The sequence below is a fragment of the Enterococcus sp. DIV0774 genome, from assembly GCF_050539095.1.
GTDB lineage: Bacteria > Bacillota > Bacilli > Lactobacillales > Enterococcaceae > Enterococcus > Enterococcus faecalis.
This window is the reverse complement of sequence record NZ_CP172923.1, coordinates 1,574,194-1,594,851: the sequence shown is the minus strand read 5'-3', so window position 1 is coordinate 1,594,851 and position 20,658 is coordinate 1,574,194. Positions and strand designations below refer to the sequence as shown.

The following is a 20,658-nucleotide window of genomic DNA, read 5'->3' as shown; positions in this document are numbered from 1 at the left end:
TGGGAATAAGGAGAAGGATAAAATGAATCCATTAATTCAAGAATTAACACAAGAACAATTACGTACGGATATTCCTGCGTTCCGCCCTGGTGACACTGTTCGCGTTCATGCGAAAGTAGTCGAAGGTACTCGTGAACGTATCCAGTTATTCGAAGGTGTTGTAATTAAACGCCGTGGTGCTGGAATCAGCGAAACTTATACAGTACGTAAAGTTTCAAATGGTGTTGGTGTGGAACGTACATTCCCATTACACACACCACGTGTTGCTCAAATTGAAGTGGTTCGCTACGGTAAAGTACGTCGTGCAAAACTTTACTACTTACGCGCATTACACGGAAAAGCAGCTCGTATCAAAGAAATCAGAAGATAAGAAAGTCTCTGACTGTCTATCAAATTTCGAATGTGAAAAGTCCTTGTCTATCAAGGGCTTTTTCTATTTGTCTTTATTCCTAAATTTCGTAAAAAAAGGTGTTTTAGTCTGTAATTGTCCTAGATTGTCCCATTTTGACGACATAGGTAGTCAAAAGTGGGCTAAATTTAACGATTACGCTGACGACAAAAGTCATCCGAAAATACCAATACGAACCTCCGAATTTAGCAAGGTTGAGGTTGACTTGCTAAGAAGGGAGACATAAGCCGACGCGTACCTAGCGGTTGCTAAAAAGGATGATAGAACTATATTCTCTATAATATAGTTAAGGAGACATCTATTATGAAAAATGATGATAAGAGAGTAATTTGGAAGCATGAAAGTGATTTGAAACTAATGCAGGTTATTTCGGAATTTATTGAAAAACATCACATTGATTCCGTAAGAAAATATCAGCAAAAATTAAAAGAATTTCCTAAAGAAGTTCCTAGTTTGTGGTTTATCAAAGAACGCTTTGGATCTTGGGATAAATTACTGATTCAATTAGGTGAAAATAGATTAGAGAGATATTGTTGGTCGAAAATACCCAATGATGAATTGAAAGAAATTGTTGTAACATTTATTAAAGAAGAAGGAGTACGTTCTCAAAGATCTTACGAGAGAAGCACTGTTGGAAATAAAGCTGTTCCTTCTCTAGATACTTTGAAAAAACGATTTGATGATATTAAACCTTTCTTTAAAAGAGAAGCAGAAGAATCATTCTCAAATTTTGAACTTCTTTTTGAGTTAAGAAATGAGATTATTCGATTAGGTTTGGAAGAGAGTTTATCAATGAACGAGTTTAGAAACAGAGCGAATTCAGAATATTTACCATCAGTGGATACAATTATGAGGAAAACTGGGAAGTCTTGGGAAGAATTGATGAAAGAGATTGGTTTTGATTATAGAGAAATCAAGATTGAGAAATTAATTAGGAATTTCAAGTAAAGAATTTTCAATGACAAAAAAGCATTCTCAAATGAGGATGCTTTTCTATTTGAGCTAATTGACTTCTATTCTGGTATTTTGGGATGATAAAGCTCAATAATTTCTTGTTGATTTTCGGACCATCTATGTTTCAGTGATGCATTTTCACTGTCATTAATAACAATCCCATAAATTTTTTTCAAATTTTTATTATTAACGCTTTTTATATCTATATTATGTTTCTTCATTTGAATCGATTGATACACAATATTTAAACTCTTTACATCGGATGGATGGAAAAAAAATGTTGAATAAAGTTTATCCTTAGTTTCATTTTGAATAACTTTGTTTTTGTTGATTTTTAGTTTATAACTATCCCAACCTTCAAGTTTTATCAATAAAATTTTGATTACATCTTCTAGATACTTATTATCTTTAGAGCTATTTAAGTATTGTGAAATGAGTCTTGGGACAACCGTCAAACATGAATAATATATAGAGTTTATATTAAAATCAAATAGCAGATGGTAGATTGTCACATAGTCTTTTCTTAAAATAGCTTCATGAAGAAGTAAGCCTAAAGGGATACCAACTAACTCTAAATCTCCATCTAAATTTTCTCTTTCTTTTTCCAATATACTGTAGTAGTGAGAATTTATACTATGAAAGTTATAGTGGAAAGGGCTGTCAATTTCATATGAGAACATTCTAATATTTTCGATTAGTTCATATGTCATTTTTCTTTTTTTAGTTTTTGAAAGCTCGCTGCTTTCCCATATAATTTGATAGTATTCTTTATAAAAATTTGCATTCGTTCCGAACATATGGATGAGATTATGTTTTCCGAGTCTAGTGTAAGAAAAATCATTATTCAATTTAAAGTATGTGTACCGAATAGTTAAATTCATTGCTCTGTAGAGTTGATCTTCAAGGTGCACAAACTCCTCTATATTAGAATTATTCTTGAAGTGTTTTAAAATTCTACTGAGTATTCCATTCAGCTCATGGCTCTCTAAAAATACACTGTTATTTATAAGGATAATTAGAATTTCGCAATACTGTTTTATAGCTGGAGCCAAAAGATTACAATCAATTAGAACTGAAATTTGTCTGATCCAAATAGTGGTAATGTCGTCCTTTTTTCTATACTTCTCTGTATAATTTTCTTGGACTTTCTTTCTGTAGTTTCTTAAAGTTAGGTTACTCAACTGTGAATAAATTTGAAAATTAATAATATACTCAATGTCATTTTTCCGAATCTTTCGTTCAGTATCTTCGATTAGGTCAAAGATAATTTGAGGTGTTTGGTAAGTCTTATTATGTTCGATGAAGTTATGCTTAACTATACGAATGTTTTTCGTGTAGTAAAGCGTACTTATTTTGTTAATAGATTTTTTCTGATTATTCGTGAAAATAATAATTTTTAAGATGTATACAGATAATAAGATCATAGTTACTAAAAAATTGTAAGGAATCACAGCAGATTTAGGATCGTTAAAATAGATTAAAATGTTTGCAAATAATAAGCTGAAAACTGCTCCAGATAACATTGTTAGATTTCCAAATATTGAATAAGAAAAAATGATACGATAGATAGAAGTGCCTAAAATTTTGTCTTTTTTTAAATTAGTTAGGAAAGATAATAAAGATAAAATTAAGAATGATAGGCTTACTTGAGAAAAGACAATCTGTCTTGCTAATTGTTCGTCTTTCAAATCGATTAACTTAGTAAATTTGTCTAGTAGAGGATAATCAAAAACGTCAATAATATTAAAAAAAACTAAGACTAGTATCATTACGAAAGCAATTTCTAGTAATAGACCTAATCTATATCGTATTAACAGTAGTGGATATTTCATTTTGGCTTCTTTAGCGTAGTATTTAATCAATATCTGTCTTTTTAATTTGCCAATTTTATATTTTAAATTATTCAGTTTAAGTCACCTCGTTATATTTCTAACTCTATGATAACAGTATACTGAATAGATATTCGTTAAACAATAAGGATTTTTATGATAAATAAAAATATATTATCCTAGTCATTTCTAGATTGGAAAAGGAGAGAATGAAAAATAAAATAAGATCACCACCGAAAACAAAAACAATGCTATATATTAATTAGGAGGAAAACAAATGAATAAGAAAAAACGTCAAGCAATCTCGCTAGTGGGTGTTCTCACAGTGATGATTGCTTTTTTTATTACCCCTATTACGGCTTTTGCAGCTACTGTTAATTATGAGAAGATTGGAAATTACGTTTCAACTTGGCATATTGCATCTTTAGGTGGTCAGCACTGGACAGATAATGGTGTGCACATGATTAAGGTAGATAATCAATCTGCTTTTTGTATTGAACACGGTGTTCTACTGAATGGTGGATCAGGATTTGAACCTTCTGAGCTAAATAGTGCAGAAAAAGAACGGCTATCTTTGATTTCCTATTATGGCTATCAAATTAGCCCTACAATGGAAAATTATGGGATTACTCAAAACATCATTTGGGAAGAGTTTGGTGATACATTATTGAGCACTCAGCTTCCAAACTATGCCAATCGAAAAAATGAAATTCTAAAAAAGGTAGTCAACCATAAAATTAAGCCAAGTTTTGCGAATCAGAACCTCACCTTAAATGTTGGTGAGTCTATTACGCTAAAAGATACAAATAATGTTTTATCAAAATATGGGAATCTTTTAGAAAATTCAGCAAATCTACAAGTTGAAAAGAGTGGAAATACGTTAAAATTAACTGCTACGGCTAGTTCTAGAGAGTCTGGGAAGCTTCAGTACAGTATGGTGCCAAAAGATCAAGTGGGGCAAAGCTTCATCTATAAGAAACCCGGTGAACAGACTGTAGCCACATTTAAATTATCCAATGCTGGAGAAATGAATCTAGCAATCAAAGTGAACTTAAATGGGAATATAAAATTAAAAAAAGTGGATGAAGATACTGGGAAAGCTGTGCCTAATACGAAAATGAAATTTGAGTATAATGGACAGACAAAAGAATTGGTGACTGATATGGATGGTCTTGCTCAAATTGATGGATTAAAAGCAGGTACGAAAGTAAAAATTACGGAGGTTACTGCTAGTAATGGGTTCGTGAATAAGGGGGAATCAAAAGAAATCACAATTGAACCGAATAAAACAATCGAAGTGGTGTTTGGAAACAAAGCTCAACAAGGATTATTAAAATTGAAAAAGACAGGTCAGAAAGCAACCACTGTTACTACTAAGGATTCTGACTATGGACAGCTACATGATATTACCTTTAATTATGTTCCTCTAGCCGATGTAACGTTTATGATTAAAGCTCGTGAAGACATTAAAGTAGGTGATTATGTTCATGCTAAAAAAGGAAGTGTTGTTGCAACTGTCAAAACAGATACAAATGGTGAATTAATCAATATGCCTAAGCTATATTTAGGAAAATATGAAGCTATTGAAACCGAAGCGCCTGCTGGCTATCTGATCAATAAAGCACCGTTACCTTTTGAATTTACCTATGAAGGGCAAAATGTTGAGCTCGTTTCTCAATCACTTGAAGCAAAGAATGACTTTCAACAGTTAAAAATCACTGTTCATAAAAATGAAGAACAGATTCAGGAGTGGGAGGGAAGTAAGCCAGTATTAGAGGAAGTGAAAGCGAATGACAAAGTATTTGGCTTATTTACGAACCAAGAATATACCATGACTGACAACACCACTGTGCCAGCTAATGCTTTATTAGCATTTGGAACGGTTAATGGAGGGGAGCTTGTTTTTTCTAATCGTCAACTGATGGAAGGCAAGTATTATATTCAAGAATTGGATGCTGGAGAAACCCATGAGATTGATACCACGCATCATGAATTTGAGTTTACGGCAGCGGATCATGAAACAGAAAAAGTGATTGATATTTATGCATCGAAAGACAATCAGGAGGATGAATCACTACCACTGTTAAATAAACTTCATTTTAATCAGTTTTCATTAAAGAAAGTAAATGAAGAAGCAATGTTAGAAGAAAAAAATGGCTATAATTTTACCTTCACTGGAAATGGCAAGGGTGCTATTTTTACTCTGGAAACGGAAGACAAGGAAGTGATTCAAACAGTCACAGTCAATAAGGATTCTTTAGCTACGTTCACGAATGTACCTGTAGGAACGTTCTATTTGAAAGAGAAGCGACCATCTTCTGAGGATTATGTAGGTTCTTCTGAAACCTATCAAATTATCTCTACACTAAAAGGCGTTCAAGCCTATGATAGTAAAGGTAAACTTTTTGGTGAAACAATGAATGAAGAAACAAGTGAAGAAGAGGAAAGTATTGAGCAGACCGAAGAGCCAGATTCTAAGAAACCTACAAAAGATGAGCCAATCGTGTTACTGGAGCTTAAAAACCACTTGGTTAAAGGGAATGCAGAATTAACAAAAACAGACGTATCGGATGGAAAAACTCTACCAAATACTGGTATTCGTATTCTCGATAAAGATAAAAAAGTAGTGATTGAAGGGAAAACAGACAACCAAGGTCAATTTACCTTTGAAAAATTACCAAAAGGTGTGTACTATTTCCAAGAATTTGATGCCCCATCAGGTTATCAATTAGACGAAACACCGATTCAATTTGAAATAAAGGAAGAAGGTGAGATCGTCAAATGTACCATGACCAATCAACTCATTCAAAACGAAAAAGGAAGTTTACCGCAAACAGGTGAAACAACGTCTATTTTAGGAATTGTGCTAGGAAGCTTGCTACTGCTTGGTGTTGCTAGCTATTACTTTTATGAAAAGAAAAAACAGGGAAATAAAACAAAATAAGAATGAAAGAAGGAATCAATTATGTCCAATCGTGTCACGAGTATTGCATTAAAGGATCAACAACTTGGTACTAAAATCAAAGCTACAGTGAAAGAAGAACGAGAAATTTATGTCGAAGGAAAACGAATCCCTTGTCGCATTTTCACTGCTTCATCTGCACTGCATCCAGATTTTGAGATTATTATACCAAATTTAAGAAACTCACAGCGGTTTGATGGAAGAAAAGAAGTGGAATTAAAGGATGCAACACTGGTTCCTAGTGCCAAAAGAAATAACATTGGAACTGCCAGTCGAACGTTAGAATTACAAGTCTTTGCCAAACAGCTAATTACACTAAACTAGAAAAGAGGAAAAACAAATGAGTTTAAAATTTGAAGAAAATACGATTAAGGATTTTGATATCAGTAAAACATTTGGAACCTGTTATTATTTAAGCGCTCAGTCCATCTATGAAAATGATAGTGAAGGCAACCGAACAGAAATGGTGAGGGAACAGCGTGTGACGGTCTATTCAGAAGCAAAAAATGACCAAATTGATATTGCACTACCAGAAGCTGCCGACTTAACATCATTCTCTTATGATGATGAAATTGAACTAACAGGTGAGGTGACTGCTTTAGCTTGGTTATCTTCTTATGCAGGGTACAATGATTCAATTCAATCAGAACAAGCCTTTAAAATTCGAGCTGGTGGAATTAAAAAGGTAGCAGCACTACATCAGAAACCTGAAAAACAAAAGCCAGCTGGAACGGCACAAGGGTAATAAGAGATGAAATTTCTAAACTACAGAGGCATCAGAATCCGTCCGTATCACTTGAATCTGTACTGTTATTACTTGTTGGGTATGTGGTCTCCAGCGCTTTTTGCTAGTTCTGCATATGGCTATTTCAGACTATATCCATTTGTAACTAAATTTTCTGAAAAACAACCAATAGATTATGCTGCTCTCCTTCTTCCAGTTGGAGGGCTTTTTTTATTGCTCTTACTTCCGTTGTTCATTTGTTTATGGGGGAGAAGACAATCTTTTCTCAAAGGTGGGTTCTTTTATCGAGCCTATCAACGTCAGATGTTAGCGCGGATGCTAAAAAGCAATGGCTTGTATGACAAAAAAGAACGAAAATCAAATGAAAAAACCACAGAAAAGATGATTTTCCCTAAAGTCTACTATCGGAATACCAAGGAAATTCTTTATTTAACGGTTCCGACAGATGGAATGAAATGGCATGATCGGTTTGAAAAGATTGCGAAAACCTTTGAAGAAATGTACATTGCTGATTTTATCAATGTACAGAAAGAAATGGGCTTTACAACCTATTCCTTGATGATTGATGTCATTAGTAAACGAATTACCATTTCGGATTGTGTTGTCACAAATGGTCAACTCAAATTGATGGATGGTGTGGTTTGGGATTATGCAGAAGTGCCGCATATGTTGATTACAGGAGGCACCGGTGGAGGCAAGACCTACCTGATTTTGACATTGATTCAAGCGTTAGTGAAGGTGGGAACTGTTGATATTTGTGATCCAAAAGAAGCTGATTTAAAGGATTTACAAGACCTTAAATTATTCAAGGGGCATATCTTTACTGGCACAAAATGGATCACTCGTTGTTTAAAAAATGCTGTGGCAGAAATGAATCGCCGTTATGTTTACATGAAGCTTCTTCCAACCTATACAACAGGTAAGAATTTTGCTTATTACGATATTCCACCTTATTTCATCATCGTTGATGAGTGGGCGGCGTTTTTTGGAACCCTAAATTATAAAGAGCAGGATGAAATTTTAGGGTATATCAAAGAATTGGTATTGAAGGCTCGTCAAGCAGGTGTTTTCTTAATTCTTGCAACACAACGCCCTGATGCAGAGAACTTTGGTGGAGGGATTCGAGATAATATTCTGTTTCGAGTGAGTGTTGGAAAGCTTCAAGAACAGGGATATTACATGACTTTTGGATCGGATCAAAAAAATAAAGCGTTCATCAATAAACCAATAAAAGGAAGAGGGTATGTGGATGATGGTTCAGCTGTACCGAGAGAATTCTATGCGCCATTTGTTCCTAAAGGCTATAACTTTTTAAAAGAATTTGAAAAGATTGAATCGATGAAACTATTAGATACCAGAGAGGTTGATCCGACTGAGGAGGAAATTGAAGAAGCGCAAGAAGCCTTTGAGGTAAAGAACTCAGAGTAACTACCTAAAAGTATATTGAGAAACAGTAACCAATAAAGTATATGGGAAACCAACACATTTCAATGAAAAAAGGGAAAGGAAAAGAAGTGTGTTTCGTTTTCCTTTTTTCGTTGCCTCAGCGGATGGAAGGAGCTGATATGGACTACTTCGTCTATGAACAAGGTTTCCTTGTGAAAGCCACTCGTCTTAACGGGTGGCGGTAGAACGAAAAGGAACAGGCAGGTGTCCTGTCTGTGACTGTGTAGTGGTTAGGGCGAGCAACGCTCGCTCTAACCTGTTACCCCCGCTTAATAACATGGGGGTAACTTTTTAAAAATATGGATACAAAATCATCAGAAATCCTTATGTAACCTAGCTTGAATGGATAGTTAAACTTGTGAACGATTTGGATTGATTTTGTGAACTACAAGAAAGGTAAGAGGCTAAAAATGACCAATCAAGAAATCAGACAATTACGCAATCGACTAGGGTTATCCCAACAGCAATTTGCAGACAAGCTTCACTGGAGTAAATCTTATTTATCCATGATTGAAACAGGGAAACGCACCATAAACAAAACTGCTATTGAACGAATCAACCAAACATTTTGTTTAGAAGGTGGGATTCTTCCAATGCAGGCGAAAATTGATTTTCTTCGGATTCGATTTAAGATTCATGCCCCAGATCAAGTCATTGAAAAGGTATTACGAATGAATCCAGAGGTATTTATTTATAAAAATTATGGGTTTAACCACTATACAGAAACCTATTGTTTTAGTGAAATATTTGTGTTCGCTAATCCTGAAAACTTAGACATGGGTGTCATGATTGAATTACGAGGTCGAGGGTGTCGTGAGTATGAGCTAGTGTTGGAAGAGCAACAAGAAACATGGACAGAGTTCTTTTGGCGACTATATGAGACGAATCTTTTTGATAATCATCGGATGATTGATACAAAAATCACTAGAATAGATTTGGCACTGGATGAGCAGGTTTCATTGCTATATCCAAGCTATGATTTATTTGAACTGAAAGCAAAATACGAACAAGGATTAGTGGACACAACGTTTCGTAACTTCGATTTTACTGGGGGAATTGTTGTGAAAAATGGGCAACGTTCAAATAAAGGTCTGTCTCTATATTTTGGCTCACGTCAATCACCATTCTATTTGAATTTCTATCAAAAAGATTACGAATTAGCGAAAAAAGAAGAAATATCTGTAGAAATGGCTCGTCAAAAGTATGGCATTAAGAATCGTTATGAGATCCGATTAGCGGATGAAAAAGCCTATCTCTTTGTTGAATATTTATTATCTACTGGTGAAACACTGGAATGGGTTGGCAAAGAACTAATTGATACTGCAATCAAAGTTTACGACTGTGATGAAGCTGGGTTGCGTACTCAATACAGCGCCAACTGGCGAATGGTCATTGAAAGTATGCAAGAACTGAAGCTGACCATGAAAGGAGAGAAACCGAGTTATGAAAAGTCATTACGTTGGCTCTCCAATTATCTTGCCCCAACGTTAAAGAAAATTTGGATTATGGACCAAACCTTTGGTACAGATGAATTAATGACTCGGATTAAACAAGCAGAATTGAAAGAAAAAGATCAAGAGGAGTTGGCAAAGCTAACCACAACGATTAAAGAGTTGTTAATACAAGAAGAGGAAGAAGTTGTATCCTCTAAAACTGTATCTGTTACACAACAAGAAGTGGAACAATTGCTAGCTCAATTTTTATTTGAATAAGAGGTGAATGAAATGATTGAATTATATATTGAAAATCTCCACGCTAATAAAGGACGATGGTTTGAATTACCCATTGACTGGGAAGAAGTGAAAGAAAAAATCGGCTTAGATGATGGGCAAGAACATTTGATAACGGACTATATGGCACCTTTTACAATTCCTCATTATGAAAATTTTAATGAAATGAATGAAGTTGCTGAACAATTGGATGAACACAATGGACACCCTGCGATTAACTATTTAGGTGAACTGGTTGATTATGGGTTTTTCAATGATATTTTAAATGCTTTTGAACAGATTGATGAAATTCAAGTCTATTCTGATTGTTATTCTTACAAGGATTATGCGGAACAATTAATGGATGATCTTGGTTATCTCTCTGGCGTACCCGATATTATCAAATGGAATATTGACTATGAAGGGATTGGAGAAGATTTACGTCAAGATGGCAGGCTCTATCAAGCAAGTGACAATACCATTATTGAGGTTATGACATGAACCAGAAACAATTAGCCGAGGAATTGAAACATTATGGATTTATTTGCTTGGAAGGGAAAATCCCTGAGCGACAAGCCCGACAATTTCTTACCGTTAAGAAAATGACACAACAAGAGAATTTAGTGTTTCAGCCTAAAAGGGAACTGTGTTTTGAACGAATGTTGTCAAAGAATACGAGTCTTTATATTGAAGGATTGGAGCGCTTTAGTGAGACTGGTTTATATCGTGGCTTTTCCTACGATTTTTACAAAGCAACCTATCTGTTTAGCTCCCAACCTAGTCGTTTGAAAATTTACGGGATTCAGCTTTCTACAAGAGAACTTCTTTATTTATTAAAGGGGTTCTCTTTTTTACATTAAAAAAGGAGTGACTCCATGAACTTTATAAAAGAGAAAAAACAACCAAAGCCAGTTGTTCCAAAAGAAGAAAAAGCGGCAAATATCCGAACTGTTCGTCTGAGTGTTCTGATCCTGACACTTTTTTTAGTAGTAAGTGGTCCAATTGCGTTGTTTCAGTCTTTCAAGATCCAAGGAAGGATAAAAAGTGAACAAACAGCATTAACCAAAACTATCCAAGAAGAACTGTCGAAAAATACGAGTACGCCTGTTGTATCTGAATTATATAAGCAGTTCTTACATCCTTTTATTACTACTTATATCTCGATTCCAGCTGATCAAAAAGCATTTGAAGAAAGACTTAATACGTTACAGGATACCTATTTTAACTTTGAGCAGGAAGAAGAGAAAAATACAGGGCTTGAGAGAAAATTACTTTCTGCTGATTTTTATGATTTGGTAAGTGAGCAGGGACAAACGATTGCAAAATATAAGATTGCTTATGAAATTATAACACCCATCACAAAAGAACGAGAAGTGAAGAAAAAAGAAGGTGACAAAGAAGTAACAGTCAAAGAAAAATACATCGATTACGAGAAAAGTGAAGTAAAAACGTTACTCAATATTCCTTTTGTTCAATTAGACAATCAATCGTTTAAAGTTACTGCGTATCCTTATTTTTCAAAGGAACCTTCGTTAACATCTGGAAAGGCACTTCAAGCAATAATTGATCGATCTCAGTACCAACGACTAGAGAATAAAGAAGAAAAAGCAATTACCAGTTTTGTGCAAGCTTTTCTTGAAAAATATGTTTCAGATTCGATAGAAGACATGAGCTTTTTGATGAAAGAGCCAGAGTTATTGACTAGTGATTATCAAATTACAGATGCAGCGATTGAACCCTTGATAAAAGAGAAACAGATTGTCGTCTTTGTTACGTTCAAACTAGTGGATGGACAGACCAAAAGTAATCATATAGAAACGATGACATTAGGACTAAAACACCGAGACAATACGTATTTTATTGAAAAATTACGACACTATTTAGGAGGAATTTAAATGAATCAACTTTATTCTAAAAAACAGATTTTGAAAATGAAACTCACTGCTATTTGTAATGCAGTTTTCTTATTCTTTTCAACTGCATCTTCGGCTTATGCCGATGCGAACGCAAAAGAAGCCAGCAACTACATTTTAAATGATTGGATTGCTCCCATTTTCGGTGTCGTTGTTGTTTATTTAGTCATTAAAGAATTTATGAATTCAAAATGGATACAAGGCTTTGCGATTCTGTTTTTTGGTGGCATTATTTATGCCGTGATTAAAGACCCTGCAAGTATTCTAAACTCATTGTCTAATCTAAAAAGCTATTTTGGGTTATAACCATGTACAGAGAGAAACAGATTTTAGATTATCGTGAACCGTTTAATGCCCCTTATATGATTCGAGAAATTGCCAAAAATGTCAATTTACCATTTGTGGTCTATGCGCAAGATTTTACTGTCGCTACTGTGAGCTTTGGGCTGGTTTTCAGCTGCTTATTGCTTTTATTTGGAATGAATCAGCTAGTGATTATGGTCTCTATTGCGATTCCTTATGGGTTGGTTCAATTGTTTAATCGTGTAGAACCAGATGGTAAACGAGCCGACATTTTCTTAAAAGATTACCTGAGCTATTTTGTGATATATGTCCTGAAACATCAGGTGTTATACCATGAGCAGCTCCAAACAATGAAACAAGATAAAATTATTTATCACCGTTGTACGGTGAGTCAATTAATGATAAAGGAGGAAGCAAAAACTATGAGTACGGTAACCGTTGATCAAGTGAAACAAGAAATAAAAGAAGTCATTGTTCCAGAACTCATCCATGAATTTGAGTCGATACAGGCAAGAGAAGAAGGATTCTATGAATTATTTGAAACAGATGATGAGGTATTACTTATGAAAAAGACCCTTCATCGACAATATGTGGATGGATTGCTTCCACTGACAGAGGTACCCAAGTTGAAAGAGCAATATCAATCAGTAATCAAGCAATCCATACGTAAACGAATCACTCGATTATTGTAAGAGGAGGAAAAGTATGAAATTAAAACAGCCTTTTCATAAAGTTTATCAGAATGTGTTAATTACGACAGAAAATGAGGTATGGGCATATTTTACGTGTCCTAGTGAGTATGTCATTGGTCAGAATAAAGAAGTACAAGAAAAACATAAACGGAAGTGGAGCCAGTTTCTTCAAAGTCTGTGGCGTTTTGAAGATTTTGAGTTATTTCTTAATCCCCATTCGTATAATCTTAATGAGCGATTATCTGCTTTTTCTAAAAGCTTTGATGAACAAGCTCAAGACATGGGGAATGCCTTAATTGATCGCACTTTGTCTGAATTAGAAAGTCAGTTACGAGTGATTACAACAGAGAAATTTTATATAGGTGTGAAGCTGTCTAGTCTGTCGTCTGCCACTTCCCTTAAAGGCAAAATAATGGAATTGGTGGATTATTATGCAGGCAAACTTTTAGCAATTATGCAGTATCATATGACCATTGACGAGGATTTTTTGGCACGCTATCGTATCATTGAAACAGAAGTCTTTCAGTTAGTTGGGGCGATTAATGGTCGGAGATTAACTGAAAAAGAAGTATTACAAGTTTGTCGCTATCCCTATGTTCGTGGGATGAATACCTCTTTTGATAGTGATTTTATTGAAAAAGAGGGGTATTCACTAACTGATACGATTCTTGATCCTACAGAGGAACAAGGCTTGTTGAAGTTACGAAGTTTAGAAGGAACTAGCTACATTGCGCTATTACCAATTCATAAATTTGCGCCGAATTTGGCATTTAATCATGTGGCAGAGCTAATTCAAAGCCTGCCTTTTCCAGTAGAGTTTCGGTTGAAGGCACATTTTGAGCCCTTGAAAGGAGGCAAAGGATTAAAAGGAAAATCTTCTAGAGCATCCAAACGCTTAAAGAATAGTGCAAAAGAAACCCTATCCATGGGTGATGCTGAAATGAAATCCAGTCGGTTTAATCGGTATGCTCTGACTGATTTAAATAATAAAATTGATTTACGAGTCCCGGTCATTAAATGGTTGGGACTTTTTGGTGTCTTTGGGCAAACGCCAGAAGAGTGTCGCAGTCGAATTCGTACGGTACTCTCTCTTTGCCAGTCTCGCAATGTGGATGTTGTCAAAGGGTTAGCAGATCAAGTTTTTCTGTTTCATCAATTCTTGTCTGGGAATAAGTTAGGACCCGAAAAAAATTGGATTCATTACACCACAGTAGAGGGAATCAGTGAATTAATGCTAGGGGTAGAAAATAGAATTGGGGACAATGTAGGCATTCCAATTGGTATGGTTTCAGAATTGAAAAATACACGGAATTTAACGCCTAAAGAAATTGCAAAAACCAGTCGAAAGCCAGTATTCTTTAATCCATCTATTGGCAATCAAAGCGATATCGCTGATAAAAAGGCGAATAGTCCACACATTGCTATTACAGGACCCACAGGAAATGGGAAATCTTATTTGGCTAAGTTTGTGTTCTTTCTCTCCGTATTGATGAAAGGAAAAGGACTATATGTTGATCCAAAATCAGAATTCTTTGATTGGATTATGGAAGTGATCAATGACCCAATTTATCAGAAAAAATACCCTGAGACGTGTGCATTCGTTCAGCAACATTTTCACCAAGTCCGCCTTGATCCAGATAAAGAGAGTAATAAGGGAGTTCTTGATCCTATTTGTTTTATTCCGAACCGAGTTGCCGCAAAAGATATGGCACAAGATTTATTTGAAGAACTGTACGACTTTACTAGTGCTAGAGAGAAGAAATCTCGTCTAGCCATGTTAGAAGGCATTGAAGTTGTTTTGAAGAAACGAGATCATGGAGAACGAGTGGGTCTTCTTAATGTGGTTGATTTCATGTTAGAAAATGACAATGAGGAAGTCCGAGATACTGCTAATTTAATCAAAAAATCCGTTCAAGGGTCTATTTTGGAATTGGCATTTAGTTATGGTGAAAATGAAGGCTTAAATCTTCATAACAAAGTGACTGTACTGGAAGTGTTAGGATTAGAAATGCCTAGAGCAGAAACACCAAGTAGTGATTATAGTGCTACCCAAAGAAAATCGATCATGTTAATGATATGTATTGGAAAGTTCTGTGAATTGTTTGGTTTGCGAGATCGAGAAGAAAGCACTGTGGTACTTTTTGATGAAAGCTGGATTTTTAACACATCAAAAAATGGGCGAGCGATTATTAAATCCATGCGTCGAGTCGGTCGAAGCTTTAACAATACTTTAATAATTGTGACACAGTCTGTGAAAGATACCGCAGAAGAAGATGATACAGGGAATTTTGGTCGTATTTTTGCCTATGATGATAAAGATGAACGAGAAGAAATTCTTCGCCATTTAGGGTTAGAAGTGAGTGAAGAGAACATCGAGTGGTTAAAGAATTTACCTAAATATCATTGCCTTTATTTAGATTTAAGAGGACGTGTTGGGAAAATGTTGGTCTATTGCCCCTATGAAGAATTACATCAAATGTTACAAACTGTGAAGAAAAATTCAAGTGCAGATGTGGAAACTGCCTTTAGTGCATAGAAGGGAGTGAGCCTATTGTTAAAAGATGTCTTCGATATTGATTCCTTCCAGTCTTTCTTTGAAAAGGGAGGCTGGTTTAGTATTAATGAGAATTTGCAAGGTGTTCTAAACGCCTTAATTAACCTTGCCTTCGGACTGATTAAGTATGTGGTTCTTGCGCTTGATTATGTCATTGAACAATTATTTAGTTTAAATCTTTTGGAGGGAGTATTGCCAGATTTATTCTCTACAGCTAGTTCTATCTATAATCAGCTGTTTAGCGTGTTAGGGATCTTACTTTTTACTTTTGTGATTGTCATATCAGTGAAGGACTTCTTTGAAAAAGGAATTACAAAAGCTTTGATTCGTTTTGGTATCTTTACATTGATTTATGCTGGGAGCTTGGTGTTTTTTTCAGATGGTGCAGCCAAAGTCCAAGAGGTCAATACGATTTCACAGAACGTTCAAGGGCAACTAGTAGATTTAACGAGCGGTAGCCTAAACAGCAGTAATCAAAGCACAACAGAAAAACTGGTTGGTGGTGGGCAGCAGCTAGATGGCACGAGTAATATTCGTAACCTGATTTTTGATGAATTTATCATTAAGCCATATGCATTACTCAATTTTGGAAAAACAGATATTACAAAGAAACAATTTGAGCTATATTTAGTCAAAAAAGGAGATTCTTTTGACAAAGAAAAAACGAAAGAAATTGAGAAAAAAATCAAGCAAGATTCCGAAAAAAATTCTTACCTGACTTCGGATCGTATGACAGAAAAAGTCGCTGTATTACTGAATACTTTTGTGATGTTACTTGTGATAGGGGTTGCAGTGTTACTAATAGGTGTTGCCAACATTTTGATTCAGCTGTTGATTTACGGGATTGTTTTTCTCTTTCCATCCCTACTATTTTTAGCACTAATTCCCAATATGCACCATTTAATAAAAAATGGCTTTATGATGCTGGGGACGTTGTTTGCCTCAAAAGTTGGGATAGGCTTTGGCTTTGGGTTACTTTTTTCTACTATCAATCTATTGGATTCTTTCTTTGTCGTCACAAATATTGTTACTATGTTAGTGGGGCTATTTGTCAAAGTTTTATTGGGTCTATTTATCTGGAAAAATAAAGGACAGATTGTTCGTTCTCTGACAAAAGGGAAAACAGAGTTACGAGATTTTACTTTTCCTAAAAGTCCAACTAGTAAACGACAACAAAAGAGAGAACAACGAGAAGATCACCAGAATCGATTGGCTGAGCAAGCTTATAAGACCCAAACCGCAGAAAATGATTATCTTCGTTCTGGGGTAGAGTTAGATCGTGCCTATCAACAGAATGATTTCAAGGATAATCTATTGGTTCAAGCTGGAAATGAAGCTTCCTCTCCTGGATCAGTTTCATTCGATACAGAAGCAGCAAAACCTACAACTGAATCAGTGAACGACTCAGTTAAGACAGAAGAATCAAGTAATCTTGATAGCGAAGATGAGGTGCTTTCTTACAGCGAATCCGAATTGGATACGGTGTCAATATCGCCAAGTGAAGAGCAAGAAACAATCCTAACAGTAGAAGAAATGGATGATAGTTTCCGTCAACAGCAAGCTGTTTCTGAGCAAGATGAACAGCAGCTGGTATACCAAAATGAAGAGAATAGTGACGATCAAATGGAAACACCTCGTTTTACTTCTGAACCCCAGCATCAACCAATACCTGTAGAACTAGAAGAAGCCAAAGAATTAGCAAAAGAAATGGGTGAACTCAGACAAGAAACCTATGAGGAAATAGAAACTATTGAGGAATCAGCCTATGAAGCTATTTAAGAGTATGCCTTTACTAGGGTTCTTTTTTATCTTCATTTTACTGATTGGGGGCGCAAGTTCATCGACTAATGTTACTGGTACGGAAGAGGAACAAAATCTTCCAGAAGTGGTGCTTCGTTGGAAAGAAAAAGTAACAAAAGAAGCGGTTAAAAATGAGATATCCGAAGCGGTGCCTTATCTATTAGGAATTATCATGGTAGAGTCAGGTGGGAATTCTGAAAAATATCCCGATATTATGCAGTGTAGTGAAAGCCAAGGAAGACCACCGAATTCCATAACAGATCCCGATGAATCAATAGAAGTCGGGGTAAAATACTTTGCGAATATGTGGAAAGGGCATCGAGAGTATGAGATTTTAAACATTGTACAGGCTTACAATTTTGGAGGTGACTTTTTGAGTCATTCTGGTAAAAGCTACTCACTAGAGAGTGCTATTCAGTTTTCCAAGAGTCAGGCAAATGGACAGACCATTACCTACAAAAATCCAGTAGCAATTAGCTTGGGCTATGATTATCGCTATGCGTATGGCAACATGTTTTATAGTCAAATTGTGAAGCAGTATATTTCTTCAACCTCTGACAACAATAGTAGTGGTGGAAATTCTGCGCTTGCCAAAGGAGCATTAAACGAATTGTCGGAAGGTATACATGAAGGTGGCGAAAAATATTGGCGTTGGTATGGCTTTAATAGTCGTGTAGAATGGTGTGCAACGTTTGTTTCATATGTAGCAGAAAAAGCGAACGTAAAGATGGAGCGATTTGCTTATTGTCCCACTGGAATAAATAATTTTAAAGCGAATAATCAGTGGCAAGACAGAGGTGTTGAGCCAAAAAGTGGGGCAATTGTTTTCTTTGATTGGGATGGTGATGGGGTTAGTGATCATGTGGGGATTGTGGAGAAGTTTGAAAATAACACTGTCCATACCATTGAAGGAAATTCTGGAGATATTATTGCAAAAAGAAATTATGAAATGAATACTCCCTATATTTTAGGATATGGAATACTATAGTTAAACGTTATCATAAAATAGATTTGTAATTTTTTTATGATAAAATAGTTTTAAATTCTTTAGTCTTAATATTAGGATGATTAGAGATGATAGTGTTTTAAAAATTAAAAAAATTAGTTATAACAAATAAATTATAAGAAGAATAAAAAGATAAAGAATAGCGCCTTGAAATTTTTTGTGTATTTTTAATTCATTTTAGAAGTCAGGAGTGTTGCAGAATGAAACAAATTGAAGAATATAATATTGACTTTTCATCTACTAGTTTAGATATTCAGGTCCAAGAATTCTTTCAATATTATGACATGCCACAAATTGCTGTTCATTCTTTTGAAGTTGCCAATGAAGCAAAAAAAATAGCTGAAATTTATAAAGTATCTACAAAGAAAGCATATATCGCTGGTTTGTTGCATGATATAAGTGCTGTGATTCCTAACGGTGAACGAATAGAAATACACAAGAAGTTAGGAGAACAAATTTATCCTGAAGAAAAGCAGTTGCCTATGTTGCTTCATCAAAAACAGTCTGTTTGGATTGCAAAGGAGTTTTTTTATGTAAAAGATTGTGATGTTCTATGTGCTATAGGGTGCCATACAACTTTAAAGAAGAATGCATCTGAATTGGATAAAGTAGTATACCTTGCGGATAAAATAAAGTGGGACAGAGGCTATACTCCACCATATCTAAACGAGTTAACTGTTAATCTTAAGGAGTCTTTAGACGCAGCCTGTAGGGTATATATTAAATGGGCTTTATCAGATGTTGTTGTTCTCCATCCTTATTTAAAAGATGCAATAAATGACTTAAAATTTATTGAGTAACACTCTTTTTTTGGAAATTATTCTAAAGATGGAATGATCACTTTCCGCGCACGGTATTTATCGCAGATAACATTTCTCGAATAGTATCAACAGTAGAAAAAAATTGTTCAACAAAAGAATCAAAAAAAGCGTATCATAATCCATATGTTGTATTAAGTTGTATTTATGTGAAAGTATCATTCATTTTCCACTGATCGTGAGTCAATTTTATGCTATCTAGAATTTTTTTCTAAATTAATTAACAAATCGGATTCTAATTGTTGGTGAAAAATCGTATAAGGAATTAACTGGAAAAATTATTGATTATTTTACGTCATTAAAAAATAATAATAAAAAAATTGTAATTTCATTAACATTAAAGATAGCAGAACAAGTACAATCGTTAATATGAAAAATATACTTGGAGGGATTTAATGAACGCAAAGTATTACTAAGAATGTTTTTAAATTGCTATCTCAATAAGTAGGAAAAGCTGTTAGAGAAAAGAGAAAGGAATGATTAAATGAAAAAATGTTTTTCTAGAGTATTTATTAAAGATGATTCAGGAGACATACTTGTGTTAAGAGATAGAAAAGGGGGCTGGAATCTACCAGGAGGCAAGCAAGAGGCGTGGGAAAGCCCAATAGATTGTGCTATTCGTGAGGTGAAAGAAGAAACAGCGTTAGAAATTTCAAATCTTGAAGAAGTTTATAGTAACGTTTTAATTTTTGATGACATAAAATGGACAGCACATTTTTATTTTGCTAATGTGTCTAAAGGAAAACCAGTGTTGAATGAAAGAAATAAAATTAAGGGGATACAGTTTATTGATGATTTGAATATCGTAAACTTTTCTGTTGGCTTGGATCCGCTATTTGCTCACTTAAAGAAGACTAAAATTTTGGAAAATAAAATCACTAAGTGGAAATAAATTATTAGAAATAAATAATAATAAAAAAGGAAGGAGTGTTACTAAAGAGAAAACTTATTCAAAATATGATTTTGAAAAGTCCTTAGAATAGGTGGTTATTTGTAATAGATTAAAGACTCAAAAGCTTATTTAACAGTAACCCTGTTAACTTTTTTCATTTCAAAATATCGAGGAGTCAGTATATACCAGTTTTGGATAGAATTCGGCTGATCATTTCGTATATAATCTTCTCGCACATAAATAGAAAAAATTTAAGGAGTGTACCCTTATTGAGGAACACTCCTCTTTTGGCAATTATTCTAAAGATGAAATGTACACTTTCCACGCACGGTATTTATCGCAGATAATATTTCTCGAATAGTATCAACAGTAGCAAAAAAATTGTTCAACAAAAGAATCAAAAAAGCATATCATAATCCAAATGTTGTATTCATGTGAAAGTATCATTCATTTTTCACTGATTATGAGTCAAGTTTATGTAAATATTTTTATGTTGTCTAGATTTTTTTCTGAATTAATTAACATATCGAATTCTAATTGTTGGTGAAAAATCGTATAAGGAATTAACTGGAAAAATTATTGATTATTTTACGTCATTAAAAAATATTAAAAAAAAATTTGTGATT

The 20,658-nt window shown here is 34.6% G+C and carries 18 protein-coding genes; 17 read left to right on the top strand and 1 reads right to left on the bottom strand.

Annotated features, from left to right (window positions below):
• Nucleotides 1–22 precede the first annotated feature (22 nt).
• A complete protein-coding gene (gene rplS, locus IGL86_RS07755; RefSeq protein ID WP_002357176.1) occupies nucleotides 23–370 on the top strand; it encodes a 50S ribosomal protein L19 in 348 nt (115 codons plus the stop codon).
• A 342-nt stretch (nucleotides 371–712) separates the two neighbouring features.
• Nucleotides 713–1,357 (top strand): hypothetical protein, encoded by a 645-nt coding sequence (locus IGL86_RS07750; RefSeq protein WP_104671114.1) that lies wholly within the window; start codon nucleotides 713–715, stop codon nucleotides 1,355–1,357.
• A gap of 65 nt (nucleotides 1,358–1,422) precedes the next feature.
• Here the strand turns inward: IGL86_RS07750 and IGL86_RS07745 are convergent, their stop codons facing one another.
• A complete protein-coding gene (locus IGL86_RS07745; protein WP_104671115.1) occupies nucleotides 1,423–3,195 on the bottom strand; it encodes a hypothetical protein in 1,773 nt (590 codons plus the stop codon).
• A gap of 274 nt (nucleotides 3,196–3,469) precedes the next feature.
• Here IGL86_RS07745 and IGL86_RS07740 point away from each other — a divergent pair, with 274 nt between their 5' ends.
• From IGL86_RS07740 to IGL86_RS07670, 15 genes are all read left to right on the top strand, one after another.
• Nucleotides 3,470–6,136, top strand: coding sequence for a SpaA isopeptide-forming pilin-related protein (locus tag IGL86_RS07740; RefSeq protein ID WP_104671116.1), 2,667 nt, complete (start codon nucleotides 3,470–3,472; stop codon nucleotides 6,134–6,136).
• A 21-nt stretch (nucleotides 6,137–6,157) separates the two neighbouring features.
• Nucleotides 6,158–6,478: a hypothetical protein gene (locus IGL86_RS07735; RefSeq protein WP_104671117.1), complete on the top strand. Its 321-nt coding sequence runs from the start codon at nucleotides 6,158–6,160 to the stop codon at nucleotides 6,476–6,478.
• Nucleotides 6,479–6,494: 16 nt separating this feature from the next.
• Nucleotides 6,495–6,899: a DUF961 family protein gene (locus tag IGL86_RS07730; protein ID WP_104671118.1), complete on the top strand. Its 405-nt coding sequence runs from the start codon at nucleotides 6,495–6,497 to the stop codon at nucleotides 6,897–6,899.
• A gap of 315 nt (nucleotides 6,900–7,214) precedes the next feature.
• A complete protein-coding gene (locus IGL86_RS07725; protein ID WP_430605590.1) occupies nucleotides 7,215–8,327 on the top strand; it encodes an FtsK/SpoIIIE domain-containing protein in 1,113 nt (370 codons plus the stop codon).
• Nucleotides 8,328–8,755: 428 nt separating this feature from the next.
• A complete protein-coding gene (locus IGL86_RS07720; protein ID WP_104671120.1) occupies nucleotides 8,756–10,057 on the top strand; it encodes an XRE family transcriptional regulator in 1,302 nt (433 codons plus the stop codon).
• Nucleotides 10,058–10,069: 12 nt separating this feature from the next.
• Nucleotides 10,070–10,555 carry an antirestriction protein ArdA gene (locus IGL86_RS07715; RefSeq protein ID WP_104671121.1) on the top strand — a complete coding sequence of 162 codons (486 nt, stop codon included), beginning with the start codon at nucleotides 10,070–10,072 and terminating at the stop codon, nucleotides 10,553–10,555.
• Complete coding sequence (locus IGL86_RS07710; RefSeq protein WP_104671122.1) at nucleotides 10,552–10,914, top strand: hypothetical protein; 363 nt, start codon at nucleotides 10,552–10,554, stop codon at nucleotides 10,912–10,914. Before IGL86_RS07715 ends, IGL86_RS07710 begins: the two co-directional genes overlap by 4 nt.
• A 15-nt stretch (nucleotides 10,915–10,929) precedes the next feature.
• The gene (locus IGL86_RS07705) at nucleotides 10,930–11,949 is read left to right on the top strand and encodes a conjugal transfer protein (RefSeq protein ID WP_104671123.1); all 1,020 of its coding nucleotides are present in this window, start codon (nucleotides 10,930–10,932) and stop codon (nucleotides 11,947–11,949) included.
• The gene (locus IGL86_RS07700; RefSeq protein ID WP_104671124.1) at nucleotides 11,950–12,273 is read left to right on the top strand and encodes a TcpD family membrane protein; all 324 of its coding nucleotides are present in this window, start codon (nucleotides 11,950–11,952) and stop codon (nucleotides 12,271–12,273) included.
• Nucleotides 12,274–12,275: 2 nt separating this feature from the next.
• Nucleotides 12,276–12,962 carry a TcpE family conjugal transfer membrane protein gene (locus tag IGL86_RS07695; protein ID WP_104842591.1) on the top strand — a complete coding sequence of 229 codons (687 nt, stop codon included), beginning with the start codon at nucleotides 12,276–12,278 and terminating at the stop codon, nucleotides 12,960–12,962.
• A 13-nt stretch (nucleotides 12,963–12,975) separates the two neighbouring features.
• Nucleotides 12,976–15,498, top strand: coding sequence for an ATP-binding protein (locus tag IGL86_RS07690; protein WP_430605589.1), 2,523 nt, complete (start codon nucleotides 12,976–12,978; stop codon nucleotides 15,496–15,498).
• Between the two features lie 6 nt (nucleotides 15,499–15,504).
• On the top strand, nucleotides 15,505–17,295 hold the full coding sequence (locus tag IGL86_RS07685) for a CD3337/EF1877 family mobilome membrane protein (protein ID WP_104671127.1): 1,791 nt from the start codon (nucleotides 15,505–15,507) through the stop codon (nucleotides 17,293–17,295).
• On the top strand, nucleotides 17,282–18,304 hold the full coding sequence (locus tag IGL86_RS07680) for a lysozyme family protein (RefSeq protein WP_104842593.1): 1,023 nt from the start codon (nucleotides 17,282–17,284) through the stop codon (nucleotides 18,302–18,304). The genes IGL86_RS07685 and IGL86_RS07680 overlap by 14 nt, the downstream gene beginning before the upstream one ends.
• Before the next feature lie 218 nt (nucleotides 18,305–18,522).
• On the top strand, nucleotides 18,523–19,122 hold the full coding sequence (gene yqeK, locus IGL86_RS07675) for a bis(5'-nucleosyl)-tetraphosphatase (symmetrical) YqeK (RefSeq protein ID WP_104671129.1): 600 nt from the start codon (nucleotides 18,523–18,525) through the stop codon (nucleotides 19,120–19,122).
• Nucleotides 19,123–19,624: 502 nt separating this feature from the next.
• On the top strand, nucleotides 19,625–20,032 hold the full coding sequence (locus IGL86_RS07670; protein ID WP_104671130.1) for an NUDIX hydrolase: 408 nt from the start codon (nucleotides 19,625–19,627) through the stop codon (nucleotides 20,030–20,032).
• Nucleotides 20,033–20,658: the final 626 nt, after the last annotated feature.

What these genes read in the sequence shown, in the direction of transcription:
- rplS (WP_002357176.1), top strand. Translation starts at nt 23, where the DNA reads ATGAATCCATTAATTCAAGAATTAACACAAGAACAATTACGTACGGAT.
- IGL86_RS07750 (WP_104671114.1), top strand. Translation starts at nt 713, where the DNA reads ATGAAAAATGATGATAAGAGAGTAATTTGGAAGCATGAAAGTGATTTG.
- IGL86_RS07745 (WP_104671115.1), bottom strand. Translation starts at nt 3,195, where the DNA reads ATGAAATATCCACTACTGTTAATACGATATAGATTAGGTCTATTACTA.
- IGL86_RS07740 (WP_104671116.1), top strand. Translation starts at nt 3,470, where the DNA reads ATGAATAAGAAAAAACGTCAAGCAATCTCGCTAGTGGGTGTTCTCACA.
- IGL86_RS07735 (WP_104671117.1), top strand. Translation starts at nt 6,158, where the DNA reads ATGTCCAATCGTGTCACGAGTATTGCATTAAAGGATCAACAACTTGGT.
- IGL86_RS07730 (WP_104671118.1), top strand. Translation starts at nt 6,495, where the DNA reads ATGAGTTTAAAATTTGAAGAAAATACGATTAAGGATTTTGATATCAGT.
- IGL86_RS07725 (WP_430605590.1), top strand. Translation starts at nt 7,215, where the DNA reads ATGCTAAAAAGCAATGGCTTGTATGACAAAAAAGAACGAAAATCAAAT.
- IGL86_RS07720 (WP_104671120.1), top strand. Translation starts at nt 8,756, where the DNA reads ATGACCAATCAAGAAATCAGACAATTACGCAATCGACTAGGGTTATCC.
- IGL86_RS07715 (WP_104671121.1), top strand. Translation starts at nt 10,070, where the DNA reads ATGATTGAATTATATATTGAAAATCTCCACGCTAATAAAGGACGATGG.
- IGL86_RS07710 (WP_104671122.1), top strand. Translation starts at nt 10,552, where the DNA reads ATGAACCAGAAACAATTAGCCGAGGAATTGAAACATTATGGATTTATT.
- IGL86_RS07705 (WP_104671123.1), top strand. Translation starts at nt 10,930, where the DNA reads ATGAACTTTATAAAAGAGAAAAAACAACCAAAGCCAGTTGTTCCAAAA.
- IGL86_RS07700 (WP_104671124.1), top strand. Translation starts at nt 11,950, where the DNA reads ATGAATCAACTTTATTCTAAAAAACAGATTTTGAAAATGAAACTCACT.
- IGL86_RS07695 (WP_104842591.1), top strand. Translation starts at nt 12,276, where the DNA reads ATGTACAGAGAGAAACAGATTTTAGATTATCGTGAACCGTTTAATGCC.
- IGL86_RS07690 (WP_430605589.1), top strand. Translation starts at nt 12,976, where the DNA reads ATGAAATTAAAACAGCCTTTTCATAAAGTTTATCAGAATGTGTTAATT.
- IGL86_RS07680 (WP_104842593.1), top strand. Translation starts at nt 17,282, where the DNA reads ATGAAGCTATTTAAGAGTATGCCTTTACTAGGGTTCTTTTTTATCTTC.
- yqeK (WP_104671129.1), top strand. Translation starts at nt 18,523, where the DNA reads ATGAAACAAATTGAAGAATATAATATTGACTTTTCATCTACTAGTTTA.
- IGL86_RS07670 (WP_104671130.1), top strand. Translation starts at nt 19,625, where the DNA reads ATGAAAAAATGTTTTTCTAGAGTATTTATTAAAGATGATTCAGGAGAC.